We start from the raw sequence: 13,595 nt of genomic DNA on the forward strand, positions 1-13,595 counted from the left end.
CTGATATTTTGCAGCATTCTCGAACACAGATTACATGCATTAGCCTTGTGCTGAATAGATAGATACAATTGCTGCATAGTATTTAATGATTTAACAGATACTTTTCAATTCTGCTTGTATTTCATGGAAAACAAACTGCCCAAATCTGCATGAATTCATACTTTGTTGCCTTGCACGAACTCTGTTTAAGTAATTTTACGTATAAACTTTAAGTATAAAAACTAACATTAATTAATTTTATGTCTACCAGAAAATACTAGTTGACAATCTTAAGAAATAATGAAATTATCGAATCATAACGAGTTTAAATCTTTGCTATAAGGATTTTTAAACTCACCTAACTCAAACAACATAAATTAGATATAAAAAAGTGACTTTTGGTTACTTGAGTATCTACATTATGTATTGAGTCAAAACTCATTAATTTATGTCAAAATTATCTGCTATCCTTCATCTCTTATCGATACATATTCAGTAATTTTAGAAGGCTATATGCATAGCTTTTCATCTGAGTTCGACCTATGTTGATAGCAGTGCATGAGTCACCTTCAGTTCGAGGTTTTGCCAAACATAGGTAAAAAGTATGGCGAAAAAATTTATTTTTGACAGCTAAGAGCTGTAGAAATAGTTGCTTTTACTCAACTCAGTAGAGTTAAAAACGCTCAAGCCACTTTTTTAGCTCTGGTATAGTTCTTGCACCTCAGCTATCTCAGACTAGTGCTGTGCTGCAAGCTATGTTATTTCTCTTGACTTAACTCATTCACAAATTACTCAGGACTATTCATGGTAACTATTATCAAGCGCTCGACTCCCATTTTAGAAAGGCAAGCTCGCCGCGAATCAAACGCGCGAACATACGCTCGAAACTTGGGTTTAGCACTATCAGAAGCTAAGGGCATTTACGTTAAAGACGTAGATGGCAAAACATACATCGACTGCTTAGCTTGCGCGGGTGCATTACCTTTAGGACACAACCACCCAGCCGTCAAGCAAGCAATCTACGACGCACTCAATAACGATCTGCCCATGCAGACATTGGATCTCATCACGCCAATTAAGGATGAGTTTGTTTCCGAGTTATTCGAGTCCTTGCCAGCAGAATTTAGCAAAAATGCCAAAATTCAATTCTGCGGTCCTTCCGGTTCCGATGCCGTTGAAGCTGCACTCAAGCTAGTCAAGACGGCAACAGGTAGACGGGCAGTTGGTGCTTTTCGCGGTGGCTACCACGGTATGACTCACGGTTCTTTGGCACTGATGGGAAGTTTAGGTCCCAAAATGCAAGTTCCAGGGTTAATGCCAGATGTTCATTTCTTCCCCTACCCCTATCATCATCGCTATCCTATCGGTGCGGGCGACTGCGAGCAAGATTATCAACAGTGTAGCCAATACCTAGAGACAACCTTGGGCGATCCAGAGGGTGGCATTCTCCCCTTAGCTGGTTTAGTCATGGAAATCGTTCAAGGTGAAGGGGGTGTAATTCCAGCACCGGATGCTTGGGTGCGAGAGGTACGCAGAATTACGCGAGAACGAAACATTCCCTTAATTGTGGATGAAGTTCAAACTGGTCTAGGTAGAACAGGGACGCTCTACGCCTTTGAACGTTCTGGAATTATACCTGATGTCATCGTTTTATCCAAGGCAGTTGGGGGTAGTTTACCGCTAGCAGTCATTCTTTACAAAGATGAATTAGATGTTTGGCAACCAGGCGCACACGCAGGCACTTTCCGAGGAAATCAACTTGCAATGGCGACTGGACTCGCCACCATTCGCTACATCCGTGAAAATCAACTCGCTACCTATGTTGAGCAAATGGGGATGCATTTTCAGATGCAGTTATGGCAGATTCAAGCCGAATTTTCCCACTTGATTGCCGACGTGCGGGGACGGGGGCTAATGGTAGGAGTAGAACTATCCGCACAAGTCAGACATCTTGCCCGCCGACTTCAAGCTGAGTGTCTCGATCGCGGTTTAATTATCGAACTAGGTGGTCGCAATTCCAGCGTCGTGCGCTTTCTACCGCCTCTGATTATTGAAGCGCCACAGATTGATGACATCTGTCAAATTTTCCGAGATGCAGTTGCAGCTGTTGCCCAGGAGAACATTTAATAAAAAATGGACTTACAGCATTTTCTCAACCACAATCCTGAAAGCTTAGCCCAATACGCTCAGACTGTACAGCAAACTCAGAAGTTAATTCAGGACTGCCTGAGCCAGCAGGAACGAGTCTTCAGTGGCTTATCTCCCGCAACTCTCAGCGAGTTTCTCACTCAAAAGATTCTGCCAGAGCAAGGAATCCCGACTCAGCAAGTTCTACAAGAAGCTGTAGAGGCGATCTTCAGCCATTCGATCGCCGTGCATCATCCCGATTGCGTAGCTCACTTGCATTGCCCAGTTTTAATTCCCTCTCTAGCAGCAGAAATGCTAATCTCGGCATTTAATCAGTCGATGGACTCTTGGGATCAAAGTGGCGCAGCGACATTACTAGAGCAGAATTTGATTAACTTCATGTGTCAATTATATGGTTACGATGCCAACGCTGACGGCACTCTTACCAGTGGTGGCACGCAGTCAAATTTTATGGCACTGATGCTAGCGCGGGATTATGCTTTGCAGCAACGTGGATTTACAAGTCAGCTGCACGGGTTGCCAAACTTAGCAGGGCGATTTCGGATTCTCTGTTCGGAGGTAGCACACTTTAGCGTGCAACAATCGGCAGCAATTTTAGGCTTGGGCATGGATGCAGTCGTGCGCGTCAAAGTTGACAAGAACTATCGCCTCTGTTCGCAACATTTGGTGCAGTGCTTGGAAGATATCGATCGCCAAAATTTGATTCCAATTTGCATTGTCGCAACAGCTGGGACGACAGATTTCGGTAGCATCGACCCGATCGCCGAAATGACTGCGATCGCCCACGAACACAATGCTTGGTTGCACGTCGATGCTGCTTACGGGGGAGCATTAATGCTCAGCGATCGCCATCGCCAGAAACTAGCTGGTATCCACCAAGCCGATTCGATTACGATCGATTTTCACAAACTCTTCTATCAACCGATTCCCTGTAGTCTGTTCTTGCTCAAAGATAAATCTCGCTTTGAATTGATGCGGCTGAATGTTGCTTACCTAAATCCAGAACATAACGAAGACGAAGGCATTCCCGATCTAGTGACAAAATCAATTCAGACCACTCGTCGGTTTGATGCAGTCAAACCATATATTGCCTTTCGCTCCCTCGGGCGAGAATTCTTTGCTGGCGTTGTCGATCGCGGCATTGACATAACCCAGCAAATCGCAGCATACATCGAGCAAGATCCGCAGCTAGAACTAGCAGTCAGCCCCGAAATGAGTACTGTTGTCTTTCGATATCGCTCCACCAACGCAGTGAATTTGGGCATCAAACAAGCCTTATTACAGACAGGTAAAGCCGTCATCGGTCAGACCGAAATCCAAGGCAGGGCATATCTAAAATTTACCCTCATCAATCCCCTAGTCACCTTCGATCGCACTGTTGCCCTCGTCGAAAAAATCAAACGACTAGGAACCATGCTCAGCGAATCGCCCAATTTCATGCAACCCGCAAAAGAAGCGGGAGTCGGGAGTCGCTAGGGGCGCACAGCTGTGCGCCCGTACAGAAGTCGTAGGGGCGGGTTTAGCAAGCATATTCGCGGCTCGTAGCAATGGATTTTCGCCCAAAACCCGCCCGTACAGGAGTCGGAAGTGATGACTCCCTGTTCCCCGTTCCCTGATAACTGTCAACCGATAACTGATAACTGAACTATGTTAAAACCAACACCCGTATATCCTAGAGTCGCAGCATTGTGTAAGTCTCGCAAATGGCAGTCCTGGGAAGGTTACATCATGGCAGACACTTATAACTTCTCAGTAATGCCCGAGTATTTAGCAATTCGCAATACGGCTGCTTTGTTTGATTTCTTTCCACTGTACGTCTATCTCATTCGCGGTGCAGATGCAGCGTTGTTACTAGATCGACTAATTACGCGCAATATTAATAAGTGCAAAATCGGGCAAGTTATGTATACAGCTCTGTGCGATGCTGAGGGTAAGTTGCTCGACGATGGTACGGTTTATCGTTTTGACGAAACAACGTTTCAACTGACGACCAATACCCCAACTTTAGATTGGGTGCAGGCAAATGCCATAGGATTGCAAGTCGAGATTCAAGATAAAACCCTGACGACTAACACCCTTCCCTTACAAGGACCGAAATCCCGCACTATCTTAAATCAAGTTGCTGCTACTAACTTAGATGGGCTAAAGTATTTCAATTTCGTCGAGACAAAAATTCGCGATATCCCGGTGGTGATTTCCCGCACGGGTTATACGGGCGATCTCGGTTACGAAGTCTGGTCGGAAGCGAAAGATGCGATCGCCCTATGGGATATTTTGATGGAAGCAGGAAGCTTGGAAGGTATTCAGCCTGCTGGTTTCTATGCGCTGGACTTGGCAAGAATTGAAGCTGGTCTAATTTGGTACGAGTACGATTACATTCCCTCTCGGCAAGCGCAAACCGACGCAGAAAAAGTTTCTCCCCTAGAAGTCAGCTTGGCTTGGACTGTAGACTTTAGCAAGGCAAGTTTTATCGGTCGGGAAGCATTGCTGAAGGAAAAAGAACAAGGGGTACAGCGACAGTTGGTAGGATTGGAGTTAGATCGCCAGTTTTTGCATCAAAATTATGGCGAACAATCTTTATTTCTACAAGATTTACGGACTCCTTGGCGGACAAAGTTCCCTCTTCGTGTGGGAGAACAAACAATCGGTCAGGTAACGAGCGGCTGTTGGTCGCCCGCAGGTCAAAATTACATTGCGATCGCTTGTGTATCGTCCAACTACGCCCAAGCGACAACTTCCCTCGCCCCCAAAATGACTGTAGAAATTCACGGGCAAACCATCCCTGCCAGCATCAAATCTCTTCCCTTCTACGATCCAGACCACAAGCGCAGTACTGTAACTAGCGTTCCTACTTTAGCGTTAGCTTGAGGTTTAGACCGATTATAGTTTGGGTAAAGTCCGAATAAATTCTAAGGGTAAACCATCAGTATCGGCGATAAATGCGACTTCATAAACGCGATCGCCGATTTGTTGTTGCGTGGGTTCTAATAAGACTTTTAAGGGTTGATATTGTTCTGGTTGGGTTTCAGCAGCTTGGGCAAATCGCTCCTTTACAGAAGTTAACCAACTTGGTAAATCGATAGCAGTCTCAGTTAAATCGAAAGATAGGTGATAGTATCCCACGTAATGCTCGTCCCCAAACGCATCTGGGGCGGGGCGCGGCTGGGGAATTTGAATTAATTCGATCCGCCCCCCTAATCCTTCCATCCAGCAAGCCAGAGTGTAGCCCGTGGTAAAGCGATCGCACACAGTAAATCCTAACTGCTCGTAAAAGGCGATCGCTTTGTGAATATTGGCAGTCCGAATTGAGGCGTGGTGCATGACTAGGGACGAGGGACGACGAGGGACGAGGGGCGAGGGAAAGAGGACAAGGGGGAATGTACAACTACTTTCTTCCCCTACTCCCTACTTCCTGCTCCCGACTCCCTATTCACTCAAATAATCGGAAGTAGGGATAGCGGACGGGGACTCCTGGTTCCTTCTCTAGATCGAAATTAATGACTTCCCAGCAGGGTTCATCTATAGGATCGGGGCTAAATTCTACGGGTAAGCCGTAAAGTCTGGGTTTGGTTTGGTCGGACTGCCCTTTCCAGGGGGTACTGCGCTCCAAGTAACCGCTAATTAAGTCTTGATAGCGACGAGCGATAATCACCCGCGTGGCGCGATAACCCTGTGTATACAACCTATCCAGTGCTTCGTGAATTTCAAACCTAATACCATCTGGGTGGGTATGTTGTCTGTACCACTCGTTATTCCAACGCCGCCAGTGGCGACCCGACTGGAGATGAATTAATTCGCCAGTTTTAGGATCGGCTTCAAAAGCCCCATGACGCGGACATAGATAAGTATCCGTCAACGTTAGCGCCGGGATCGGTTGGCGACAGTGGGGACACGGAATTTCTGGACCAAATATTGGGTACTGCAAGCCTGGATTGATCATGAGGCGTAAACCAGAATACTGACTTGTCTACCACTGCCGTTGGTTCGATTCTGTTTTTGCGACCAACTAGAGCTTTTTAGACCCACCACCGCCTCCTAAAGACTATCACATTGCGATTTTTTGTGTAGAATAGCTACACCCTTATAGATTTGGAATCTTAAGGTTTTAAGCTAAACGATGATTCTTAATCATCATATAGAACATTCTACCGTGTCTGCCCAATCCTACTGGTCAATTCCCGATCTTTCCCCGGCTGCCTTCATTGCAGCTAATGCTGTCGTCATAGGTGCTGTCAAGCTGGCAAAAGGTGCGAGTATTTGGTATGGAGCCGTGGTGCGTGGCGATGTCGAGAGGATTGAAATTGGTGAGTGTACTAATATTCAAGATGGCGCTATCTTACACGGCGATCCTGGGAAACCGACTGTTTTGGAAGATTATGTTACGGTAGGACATCGGGCGGTCGTACATTCAGCTTACGTCGAGCGGGGCAGTTTAATCGGTATTGGAGCAGTAATTTTAGATGGTGTCAGAGTCGGAGCGGGAAGCATTGTGGGAGCAGGAGCAGTTGTCAGTAAAGATGTACCACCGCGATCGATTGTTGTCGGAGTACCTGCCAAAGTTTTACGGGAAGTCTCCCAAACCGAAGCCGCAGAATTGATCGAACACGCTCGTCGCTACGAAAAACTCGCCCTCGTCCATTCGGGGAAAGGCACTGATATCGGGTTTTATCGGGAATAGGGACAAGGGGGAACTCGTAAGTCGTAAGTCGAGAACAAGGGAGACGAGGGAGCAGCTTGTTTTGACTTTTGACTTTTAGCTTTTGACTTTTGAAAAGGACTAGTCAATTTGTCGTTTTCGGCTAACAATTAAAGATGAGAAAATTTCAAAAATCTTTAAACTCTATTTAAGAGAGGAAGACATATGGACATCGATCTGCGCGTTGCTTTTGTTCTGCTACCAGTAATCGCCGCTGCTAGCTGGGCGCTATTCAACATTGCTCCTGCTGCAATCAGACAAATTCAAGGCTTTTTCAACAAAGAAGCTTAATTTGAGGGGCGAGGGGCGAGGAGTGAGGGGCTAGGCTTTCCCTCACCCCTCACTCCTCACCCCCTAGTTACGTTGCAACCCGCTTGCGAAGAGACTCAGCCCGTCGTTTTGCCGTACTGTTTTTTGGCTCTGACTCTAATACTTGCTCGTAAGCTTGTAGTGCTTGGGTAGTCAAGTTCTTTCGTTCGTAGGCGTGACCGACGTTATTAAGCGCTGTAGTATAGCTTGGATATAATCTCAAGGCTTCTTTGTAGTTGCGAATTGCCAAGTCATATTGCTCTTGAGCAAAATAAGCATAACCCAAGCCGTTGTAGATGAGAGCTAGATTTTCTGGGTTTTGCTCTTCTTGCTCTACTGCTTTGAGCGCTTTTTGAAAATTGGCGATCGCCTGGGTGTAAAGTTTTTTATCTAAATAAATCCCACCCAACTCGTAATATTCTTCGGCTGTGCCTTGGGCTTGAGACAACTTTTTTTGCAGTTGTGCCAGAGTACCTTCAACGCGGCGCGTTTTAAAGACTTGGCGAAAGATAGCAAGTGCCGTTCCGCCCAGCAGGACTAACAAGATTAGCAGATAGACAGCTGCTAGATTTTTATCCATTGGCTGTAAAAACTCAAATAAAAATAGTGTTTCTATCTTCATTATCCTGCGACTGTGGTGGAGTTATTGCAATTTTGATTGAATTAAACTTGTTTGAAGTCAATGCGATCGCCTCAGACTCAGCTTCAGTGAACAGAATTCTCAGCCACACGGACTCTCAGACAGATACGAGTTCAGCGAATCAGTGAGGGAAGAAAACTAACAATTCCAGGGAAGACGATAATCGCCAATAAAACGAGCAGTTGCAGAATGATAAACGGAACTACACCGCGATAAATATCTCCGGTGGTAACTTCGCGGGGAGCAACACCCCGTAGATAGAACAGAGCAAAACCAAAAGGTGGAGTGAGAAAGGATGTTTGTAAGTTAGCTCCCAATACCACGCCATACCAGACGAGGTTTAAGCCTAATTTCTGCGCTACGGGAACAAATAGAGGTACGACAATAAAGGCAATCTCGAAGAAATCGATAAAAAAGCCGAGGATAAACACCACCAGCATACTGACGAACAAAAAGCCGACTTCGCCGCCAGGAAGGTTGGTCAGAACGTCAAACATGAAGCGATCGCCATTCAAGCCGCGAAAGACCAAACTAAAAGCGGTCGAGCCAATTAAAATGAAAATGACCATGCTGGTAATTCGCAGGGTAACATCGCAAACTTGCCAGAGCGATCGCCAACTTAACCGACGATTAAATCCGGCTAGTATAACTGCGCCCAAGCATCCTACTGCACCTGCTTCTGTGGGTGTGGCAATGCCAAAGAAGATACTGCCCAACACTAATAAAATCAACAGCAAGGGCGGAATCATCACCTGTACAACTCGTTTACCCAAATTTTTTCCTGCTGCTGCCCTCACATCTTCCGGTAACGCTGGGGCTACTTCTGGCTTGAGGAACGCTACAACTACAACATGTATGGCAAATGCTCCTGCCATCATCAAACCAGGAATGACAGAACCGATGAATAGATCTCCAACAGAAACGCCTAACTGATCGCCTAACACGACTAACACTACGCTAGGAGGAATAATCTGTCCCAACGTCCCAGAAGCAGCAATTACGCCAGTAGCTAATCGTTTGTCGTAACCGTATCGCAGCATAATTGGGAGGGAAATTAGACCCATTGCTACCACAGTTGCAGCAACGACACCCGTTGTTGCCGCTAGTAGCGCCCCAACAGCTACGACTGCTAAAGCTAAACCTCCACGCAATCGCCCCAAGAGAATTCCCATTGTTTCTAACAGATTCTCAGCGATACCGGACTTTTCCAGCATCGAACCCAGAAAGATAAAATAGGGAATTGCCAGCAGCGTGTAATTAGCCATGATGCCAAAAATCCGCTGAGGCATTGCCGTGAGAAAAATCGGGTCGAATACACCCAAACTAATACCTAGCAAGCCAAATAAAATTGCTACTCCACCTAAAGCAAATGCAACTGGGTAGCCGAAAGAAAGCAGTACCAGCGCCCCTGCAAACATCAAGGGACCCAACCACTCATAGTCCAGTTCCAGGGTTATCACTCTGTTCCTCCTGCTGCATTTGATTGGTGATAATTGCTATGTTTTTGATGGCTTCAGAAATCCCTTGAAAAATCAGTAACACCAAACTAACGATAATCATCGTTTTGATTGGGTAGCGGAGTAATCCACCAGGATCGGGAGAAGTTTCGCCAATTCTCCAAGAGACAAGAATGGTGTCCCAAGAAACAACCAGCACGATGATGCAAAAAGGAATTAGAAATAATATTGTTCCTAAGAGATCGGTTAAGGCTCGCAGTTTGGGCGACCAATTACGATGGAAAATATCTACTCGGACGTGATCGTTATATTTGAGGGTGTAGGCAGCACCCAAAAGAAATACAAGGTCGAATAAATACCATTGAGCTTCAATTAAAGCGTTAGAACTCAAGTTTTGTCCTACTGCCCGTCCTATGTAGCGACCGACAACGTTCCAGACTCCGAGGAGTACCATGAGCAGGACGAAGCCAGCCGTGAAGCGTCCGATCCATTCGTCGATCGTGTCGATGATTTTTGATATGCGTAGTAGGCTTTGCAAGGTGTTTTCCCTCTCCAAAGCGATAGATGTAGCATTCTATCAAAAAAGGGAGTAGGGAGTAGGGAGTAGGGAGCAGGGAGCAGGGGGGACAAGGAGGCAAAATGTATGTTTTGCGATCGCCTACTTGCTTTTATTAAGAATTTGCGTATCCTTAGTAAGGAATATTACTTATTTTGAGATAATAGCAAGAGAAAATTTTATCAATAAGCCGCGATCGCACGAATAAGTAGAGACGTTACATGTAACGTCTCTACATCAATCGGAATTCTCGAACTCTCGAATTTATTTATTGGGCTGAGGAGTTACCCGTAAATATGGCTTAACTTCCTGAATTCCTTTGGGGAATTTTTGCTTCGCCTCTTCAGTTGACATAGAAGGTACGACAATTACATCATCTCCATCTTTCCAGTTCACTGGTGTAGCAACGCTGTAGTTATCAGTTAGTTGCAGAGAATCGATGACGCGCAAGATTTCTTCAAAGTTACGACCAGTGCTAGGTGGGTAAGTTATAGTCAAGCGCAATTTTTTGTCGGGGTCAATCACAAAGACCGAACGAACCGTAACTTTAGCGTTGGCGTTCGGGTGGATCATGCCATACAAATCAGAAACTTTTTTATCGGGATCTGCCAAAATCGGATAGTCAACCGTTGTGGATTGAGTTTCATTGATATCGCCAATCCAACCTTTGTGAGATTCGGCATCATCAACGCTCAAAGCAATCACTTTTACGTTACGTTTGTCAAATTCCGGCTTGAGTTTTGCGACTTCGCCTAATTCTGTCGTGCAAACAGGGGTATAGTCAGCAGGGTGCGAGAAAAGCACTACCCAGCTATTACCAGCCCATTCGTAAAAGTCGATATCCCCAAATGAAGAGGACTGGGTAAAGTTAGGTACTGTATCGCCAAGTTGAAGCGCCATTTTTGTTTTCCTGTCGTCAAAATGTCATAGTTCGCCTACTATACAGATCCTGCCATAAAACCCCTGTTTTCCGATAGGAGTTTGCCTGTTTTAAAGAAAAATTTATGATGAGGGGTGAGGCGAGAGGTAAGTTTTTCTCTATTCCCTGCTCCCTGCTCCCTACTCCCTGATTAGTAAGCAAGGCTTAGTTTACGATAGTGCGATCGCGAGGAGCAGCTTTTTTATATTACAAGATGTGTAGAGATGCAATAAACAGTCATGCCTGCAATTGAAACTGCTCGACTGCGACTGAGGTGTTTTACTGAGAGAGATTTAGAAGATTATGTTCGAATTTTTGCCGATCCAGAATATACCCGTTACTCTCCCAAGGGGAGCGTACCTCTGGAGCAAGTAAAGGAAGCAGCTCAAGCAGCCTATAACTACTTTACCTACCATTGGCAGCAACACGGGTTTGGCGTTTGGGCAATTTGCGATCGCGTCAACCATAAATTAATCGGACAGTGCGGACTCAATTGCTTGCCAGACAGCAATGAAGTAGAAGTTCTTTATCGCCTCGATCGGACATACTGGAATCAAGGACTAGCAACTGAAGCGACAAAAGCTAATTTGAGATATGGGTTTGAGCAAGTGCAGTTAGGCAAGATTGTAGCGCTGACGCTACCACATCATCTAGCTTCCCGGCGCGTGATGGAGAAAGCGGGATTGCACTACACAAAAGATGCCCATATTTATGGATTAGATGTAGTGTATTATACATTACACCGAGTGGAATATCAGCCAGATGATTCTATGTATGTTTTGTTAGTTTAAGTATCTGAGAGATTGCCAGGAGATTGTCAGTTACAGCTACAGGAGCGATACCGATCGCGACTCGCTAAGATTAAATGAGTGAAACTGTAATAAAAATTAACGACAACGAAATTTTTTGTTAGAGTACAAAAAAAAGCATTAGCGCTGCAAAGCAAAACATTTTAAGGGAACGCTCTATGTCACACACAATTGTTACTGAAGTTTGCGAAGGTGTTGCGGATTGCGTTGATGCCTGTCCTGTAGCATGTATTCATCCAGGTCCAGGGAAAAATATCAAGGGGACAGAATGGTACTGGATCGATTTTACGACTTGTATAGACTGCGGCATCTGCATTCAAGTTTGTCCTGTCGAAGGGGCGATTGTCCCAGAAGAAAGACCAGACTTGCAGAAAACTCCTTAGCAGGCAGGGGGTAGATTTAAATGGTAGCGATCGCACTTGCTGAGTCATAATCTGGGATAAGCTAAATGCTAATTGCTGAGAGCCAACCTTGAGGTATGTACAGTTCTGCTCCTCTATTAGAAGTTGAAGATGTTTGGGCTGGTTACGTCAAAGACCTAGATATTCTCCAGGGTGTAAATTTTCGGATTTTCCCTGGAGAAATCGTAGCGGTGATTGGTCCGAATGGTGCGGGAAAATCTACTCTAGCTAAAACGATTTTTGGATTACTCAGCCCACATCGAGGCAAAGTTACGTTTAAAAATCGCAGTATCACTGGTTTGAAGTCAAATCAAATCGTGCAGATGGGAATGTGTTATGTACCGCAAATTTCTAACGTCTTCGCTTCTTTGAGCGTCGAAGAAAATTTAGAAATGGGAGCATACATTCGCAAAGCTGCTTTAGCTCCTTTAAAAGATAGAATTTATGGGACTTTCCCGGTTCTAGCCACCCGCAGACGGCAAAAAGCTGGAACCCTCTCTGGGGGAGAACGTCAAATGCTCGCGATGGGTAAAGCTTTGATGCTAGAACCGAGTTTATTATTACTTGACGAACCGAGTGCTGCCTTATCTCCCGTATTGGTATCGAGTGTCTTTGAACAAATTCAACAAATTAACCAAGGTGGAACGGCAATTGTCTTAGTGGAACAGAACGCTCGTAGAGCTTTGGCAATGGCACATCGGGGTTATGTATTAGATACGGGACGCGATCGCTTTTCCGGTCCTGGGAACGAATTGCTCAACGATCCCAAAGTCGCAGAATTATATCTCGGTGCGGGTAGGGTTCATTGAAAAATCAAGGTCAGCGAAAGATTAATTGAGTTTACAAATTGAAATGAAGCGAGTTTTTCTAATTGTGGCTGGCTTAATGCTTGCTTTCAACTCGCAAATTGCTGTGGCTGGTTCGCTCGATCGAAAACTCGGCATGGTTGTAGCGAAAGAAAATTTAGTTTGTCTCATCGCGTCTGCGACAAGTCTCAATATTGGCAGTCAAGTCAATCTCGTACTTCTGTCTGTGCCACAGAAAGTAATTAGTGGAACAGTGATGTCAGTTAGCGATCGCCAGTGTACTGAGATATCAAAGCCACACAATATCTCTGGAAAATATTATCGGCTATTACTACCAAATCATCGCACCCAACTGAGCGTACCTGCAATTGGTATTTTGAACTCAAGCAACCAACTGCGTAGAGTTGGGTTAAGAGTGGTAGGCGATTTAGATGGTGATGGTGTAGAAGAATCGTTTCGTTCTTGTGCAACTTCTGAAGGAATTTATCTCACTGTCTGGTCTGGTCAAGCGTTGACTGGAATTAGAAAGTGGCACAGTTATTATTACCTTGGCTTTGATATTGAGCCGACCTGTACAACGATAGAAGTTAAGGATATGTAGTTTAAAATTAAATGAATTATTAATTTAACGATAGCAATTCTAAAGCATTCACGAACAACAAATGCTTTCATCGTAAGGCGAGCATTGCCCACGCTACTTGACTAATTTAGCAGTCGGGTGCATAATACTCATTCTCTAGACATCTCCGAAAACATTCAACACGTTGATATGGCTAGCTTATAGCCTGCGCTTGCTCAACTCAAAAAGCAAGAGTTTTCACGATATAACTAAAGCTTGAGATAGTTTTAGTTAAAAATTAAGAGGAAAGTGTATA

At 45.0% G+C, this 13,595-nt stretch carries 16 protein-coding genes; 9 read left to right on the plus strand and 7 right to left on the minus strand.

What is annotated here, in order from left to right; genetic code table 11:
• Positions 1-783: 783 nt before the first annotated feature.
• From ACRC32_RS21150 to ACRC32_RS21160, 3 genes are all read left to right on the plus strand, one after another.
• Entirely contained in the window at positions 784-2,106 is a 1,323-nt protein-coding gene (locus ACRC32_RS21150) for a diaminobutyrate--2-oxoglutarate transaminase (RefSeq protein WP_438555819.1), read from the plus strand.
• 6 nt (positions 2,107-2,112) lie between these two features.
• Positions 2,113-3,603: a pyridoxal phosphate-dependent decarboxylase family protein gene (locus ACRC32_RS21155; RefSeq protein ID WP_438555820.1), complete on the plus strand. Its 1,491-nt coding sequence runs from the start codon at positions 2,113-2,115 to the stop codon at positions 3,601-3,603.
• A gap of 171 nt (positions 3,604-3,774) precedes the next feature.
• Positions 3,775-4,995 (plus strand): aminomethyltransferase family protein, encoded by a 1,221-nt coding sequence (locus ACRC32_RS21160; RefSeq protein WP_438555821.1) that lies wholly within the window; start codon positions 3,775-3,777, stop codon positions 4,993-4,995.
• Between the two features lie 12 nt (positions 4,996-5,007).
• On the opposite strand, the gene ACRC32_RS21165 is transcribed toward ACRC32_RS21160, so the two are convergent.
• Positions 5,008-5,448 carry a VOC family protein gene (locus tag ACRC32_RS21165; protein WP_438555822.1) on the minus strand — a complete coding sequence of 147 codons (441 nt, stop codon included), beginning with the start codon at positions 5,446-5,448 and terminating at the stop codon, positions 5,008-5,010.
• Positions 5,449-5,557: 109 nt separating this feature from the next.
• Positions 5,558-6,067 (minus strand): TIGR02652 family protein, encoded by a 510-nt coding sequence (locus ACRC32_RS21170; RefSeq protein ID WP_438555823.1) that lies wholly within the window; start codon positions 6,065-6,067, stop codon positions 5,558-5,560.
• Between the two features lie 210 nt (positions 6,068-6,277).
• Between ACRC32_RS21170 and ACRC32_RS21175 the strand changes: the two genes are divergently transcribed.
• Positions 6,278-6,805 (plus strand): gamma carbonic anhydrase family protein, encoded by a 528-nt coding sequence (locus ACRC32_RS21175; protein WP_438555830.1) that lies wholly within the window; start codon positions 6,278-6,280, stop codon positions 6,803-6,805.
• Positions 6,806-6,988: 183 nt separating this feature from the next.
• Complete coding sequence (locus ACRC32_RS21180) at positions 6,989-7,114, plus strand: photosystem II protein Y (protein ID WP_015156407.1); 126 nt, start codon at positions 6,989-6,991, stop codon at positions 7,112-7,114.
• A 67-nt stretch (positions 7,115-7,181) separates the two neighbouring features.
• Here the strand turns inward: ACRC32_RS21180 and ACRC32_RS21185 are convergent, their stop codons facing one another.
• The 5 genes from ACRC32_RS21185 to ACRC32_RS21205 form a co-directional block, all read right to left on the minus strand.
• A complete protein-coding gene (locus ACRC32_RS21185; protein ID WP_438555831.1) occupies positions 7,182-7,712 on the minus strand; it encodes a tetratricopeptide repeat protein in 531 nt (176 codons plus the stop codon).
• 173 nt (positions 7,713-7,885) lie between these two features.
• Positions 7,886-9,223 (minus strand): TRAP transporter large permease, encoded by a 1,338-nt coding sequence (locus ACRC32_RS21190; RefSeq protein ID WP_438555832.1) that lies wholly within the window; start codon positions 9,221-9,223, stop codon positions 7,886-7,888.
• Positions 9,207-9,767 carry a TRAP transporter small permease subunit gene (locus ACRC32_RS21195; RefSeq protein WP_438555824.1) on the minus strand — a complete coding sequence of 187 codons (561 nt, stop codon included), beginning with the start codon at positions 9,765-9,767 and terminating at the stop codon, positions 9,207-9,209. The genes ACRC32_RS21190 and ACRC32_RS21195 overlap by 17 nt, the downstream gene beginning before the upstream one ends.
• 282 nt (positions 9,768-10,049) lie before the next feature.
• Positions 10,050-10,685, minus strand: coding sequence for a peroxiredoxin (locus ACRC32_RS21200; protein ID WP_438555825.1), 636 nt, complete (start codon positions 10,683-10,685; stop codon positions 10,050-10,052).
• A gap of 16 nt (positions 10,686-10,701) precedes the next feature.
• A complete protein-coding gene (locus ACRC32_RS21205; RefSeq protein ID WP_438555826.1) occupies positions 10,702-10,866 on the minus strand; it encodes a hypothetical protein in 165 nt (54 codons plus the stop codon).
• A gap of 77 nt (positions 10,867-10,943) precedes the next feature.
• Here ACRC32_RS21205 and ACRC32_RS21210 point away from each other — a divergent pair, with 77 nt between their 5' ends.
• The 4 genes from ACRC32_RS21210 (at position 10,944) to ACRC32_RS21225 (ending at position 13,321) form a co-directional block, all read left to right on the plus strand.
• Positions 10,944-11,495, plus strand: a complete 552-nt coding sequence (locus ACRC32_RS21210; RefSeq protein WP_438555827.1) for a GNAT family N-acetyltransferase — start codon at positions 10,944-10,946, stop codon at positions 11,493-11,495.
• A 176-nt stretch (positions 11,496-11,671) separates the two neighbouring features.
• Positions 11,672-11,896 carry an indolepyruvate ferredoxin oxidoreductase subunit alpha gene (locus ACRC32_RS21215; protein WP_132867535.1) on the plus strand — a complete coding sequence of 75 codons (225 nt, stop codon included), beginning with the start codon at positions 11,672-11,674 and terminating at the stop codon, positions 11,894-11,896.
• A gap of 95 nt (positions 11,897-11,991) precedes the next feature.
• Positions 11,992-12,723, plus strand: a complete 732-nt coding sequence (locus ACRC32_RS21220; protein WP_438555828.1) for an ABC transporter ATP-binding protein — start codon at positions 11,992-11,994, stop codon at positions 12,721-12,723.
• A 43-nt stretch (positions 12,724-12,766) separates the two neighbouring features.
• The gene (locus ACRC32_RS21225; protein ID WP_438555829.1) at positions 12,767-13,321 is read left to right on the plus strand and encodes a hypothetical protein; all 555 of its coding nucleotides are present in this window, start codon (positions 12,767-12,769) and stop codon (positions 13,319-13,321) included.
• Positions 13,322-13,595: the final 274 nt, after the last annotated feature.

This window comes from Chroococcidiopsis sp., assembly GCF_051657925.1.
Taxonomy (GTDB): Bacteria; Cyanobacteriota; Cyanobacteriia; order Cyanobacteriales; family Chroococcidiopsidaceae; genus Chroococcidiopsis.

Excerpts from the sequence above, each read along its gene's own strand:
- ACRC32_RS21215 (WP_132867535.1), top strand. The coding sequence starts at position 11,672 with ATGTCACACACAATTGTTACTGAAGTTTGCGAAGGTGTTGCGGATTGC.
- ACRC32_RS21160 (WP_438555821.1), top strand. The coding sequence starts at position 3,775 with ATGTTAAAACCAACACCCGTATATCCTAGAGTCGCAGCATTGTGTAAG.
- ACRC32_RS21210 (WP_438555827.1), top strand. The coding sequence starts at position 10,944 with ATGCCTGCAATTGAAACTGCTCGACTGCGACTGAGGTGTTTTACTGAG.
- ACRC32_RS21180 (WP_015156407.1), top strand. The coding sequence starts at position 6,989 with ATGGACATCGATCTGCGCGTTGCTTTTGTTCTGCTACCAGTAATCGCC.
- ACRC32_RS21200 (WP_438555825.1), bottom strand. The coding sequence starts at position 10,685 with ATGGCGCTTCAACTTGGCGATACAGTACCTAACTTTACCCAGTCCTCT.
- ACRC32_RS21165 (WP_438555822.1), bottom strand. The coding sequence starts at position 5,448 with ATGCACCACGCCTCAATTCGGACTGCCAATATTCACAAAGCGATCGCC.
- ACRC32_RS21155 (WP_438555820.1), top strand. The coding sequence starts at position 2,113 with ATGGACTTACAGCATTTTCTCAACCACAATCCTGAAAGCTTAGCCCAA.
- ACRC32_RS21185 (WP_438555831.1), bottom strand. The coding sequence starts at position 7,712 with ATGGATAAAAATCTAGCAGCTGTCTATCTGCTAATCTTGTTAGTCCTG.
- ACRC32_RS21170 (WP_438555823.1), bottom strand. The coding sequence starts at position 6,067 with ATGATCAATCCAGGCTTGCAGTACCCAATATTTGGTCCAGAAATTCCG.
- ACRC32_RS21150 (WP_438555819.1), top strand. The coding sequence starts at position 784 with ATGGTAACTATTATCAAGCGCTCGACTCCCATTTTAGAAAGGCAAGCT.
- ACRC32_RS21220 (WP_438555828.1), top strand. The coding sequence starts at position 11,992 with ATGTACAGTTCTGCTCCTCTATTAGAAGTTGAAGATGTTTGGGCTGGT.
- ACRC32_RS21225 (WP_438555829.1), top strand. The coding sequence starts at position 12,767 with ATGAAGCGAGTTTTTCTAATTGTGGCTGGCTTAATGCTTGCTTTCAAC.